Source organism: Hydrogenobaculum sp. (assembly GCF_049967395.1).
In the GTDB taxonomy this organism is placed as follows: Bacteria; Aquificota; Aquificia; order Aquificales; family Aquificaceae; genus Hydrogenobaculum.
On the sequence record NZ_JBMFST010000112.1, the window covers coordinates 1 to 1,394 of the forward strand.

2 protein-coding genes and 1 pseudogene are annotated in these 1,394 nt (G+C 32.1%); 2 read left to right on the forward strand and 1 reads right to left on the reverse strand.

Annotated features, from left to right (window positions below):
- Together ACP5S8_RS08390 and ACP5S8_RS08395 are read left to right on the forward strand one after the other, a co-directional pair.
- On the forward strand, positions 1 to 509 hold a 509-nt coding region (locus ACP5S8_RS08390; RefSeq protein ID WP_461876484.1), incomplete at its 5' end, for a class I tRNA ligase family protein.
- A complete protein-coding gene (locus ACP5S8_RS08395) occupies positions 506 to 1,123 on the forward strand; it encodes an XRE family transcriptional regulator (RefSeq protein WP_461870144.1) in 618 nt (205 codons plus the stop codon). The genes ACP5S8_RS08390 and ACP5S8_RS08395, both read left to right, overlap by 4 nt.
- On the opposite strand, the pseudogene ACP5S8_RS08400 reads toward ACP5S8_RS08395, so the two are convergent.
- Positions 1,120 to 1,394 (reverse strand): annotated as a pseudogene (locus tag ACP5S8_RS08400) (dihydroorotase); the annotation flags it as partial. The gene ACP5S8_RS08395 and the pseudogene ACP5S8_RS08400 sit on opposite strands and share 4 nt — an antisense overlap.

The following is a 1,394-nucleotide window of genomic DNA, read 5'->3' on the forward strand; positions in this document are numbered from 1 at the left end:
TTTTAAAAGCCAGGTACGATGATAAGGAAAAAAACAAGGATTTATACTATGAAATAAATAAATGTATTCAAAGATACAGAAAAGATTTGGAAAAATACCAATTCAACACTATGATAGCATCAGCTATGGAGTTGTTTAACTATTTACAAGATTTTAAGCCAAGCAACGACGAAGATAAGCATACTTTAAAAGAAGGCGTTTTAACGCTTTTGAAGATGTTGTATCCAATGGCTCCTCATATAACAAGCGAGCTGTTTGAGATGATAGGTTACGATAAAGAGATAAAATTACCAGAACTTGATGAAACCGCTCTCCTAAAAGAAAAGATAGATATCCCAGTGCAAATAAACGGCAAACTAAGAAGTACTATAACTATACCAGCTGGAGCTGATGAAAGTTTAGCTTTACAAACGGCGTTGCAAGACGATAAAATAAAAAAATATATAGATGGTAAAGAGATAAAAAAGGTTATTTTTATAAGAGATAAACTCCTTAATATAGTAATATGAATATCGGACAAAGATTGAAATACATAAGAGAATCAAAGGGTATTTCAAGAAGAGAATTGGCAAAGATGATGGGAAAGGATGAAGTGTCTTTTGAGCAGTACCTATACAAATTAGAATCTGGGAAAATCTTAAATCCTGGTATAGAGCTTGTAGAATCGATATCAAGAGCCCTTGGTATAAGTCCAAAAGATTTGTTGGAAAAACAAGAGGAGCACAGTGATATTGAGACTGTTTTTGCAATACCTATTGTAAATGTAAAAGCGGGAGCCGGCAACCCTCTTTATGCAGAAGAATACATATATGTAAACGATATAATACCATCAAAATATCTAAGCGCTATAAAAATAAAAGGTGACTCTATGGAACCGATTATAAGAGATGGAGAATATGTCATAATAGACACATCTTCTAAAGATATAATAAACGGCAAAATATACGTTATATCAGATAAAGATGGTGGGCTTTTGGTGAGAAGGATATATAAATTAAACGACGGGTTTTTCAGGCTTTTACCAGAAAATGAAGCTTATAAAAGCCAAGATGTGAAAGCAAGCGAGATAAGAATAATAGGTAAAGCTATAAAAGCGGTAAGTCCTTCCAGAAAATTGACTTAAGAATATCTATAAACTATCTTACCTTTATATATAGTATAAAATACCTTAGAAGTAAGTATACTATTTAAAAAAGGAGAATTTGAAGATTTAGAAGGATTTATGCTCTCGTCAAATAACCATTCATGACTTTGGTGCCATAAAACTAGGTTTGCCAAAGCTCCTTCTTTTATTGTATTATCAAAGCCGAGAATCTTGGCAGGGTTTTTAGACATAAGAGTTATCAAGTTTTTAACATCTATAATACCATCTTTTACAAGACTCATCATGATTG

Coding starts and splice junctions, on each gene's coding strand:
- ACP5S8_RS08395 (WP_461870144.1), top strand. CDS start 506: ATGAATATCGGACAAAGATTGAAATACATAAGAGAATCAAAGGGTATT.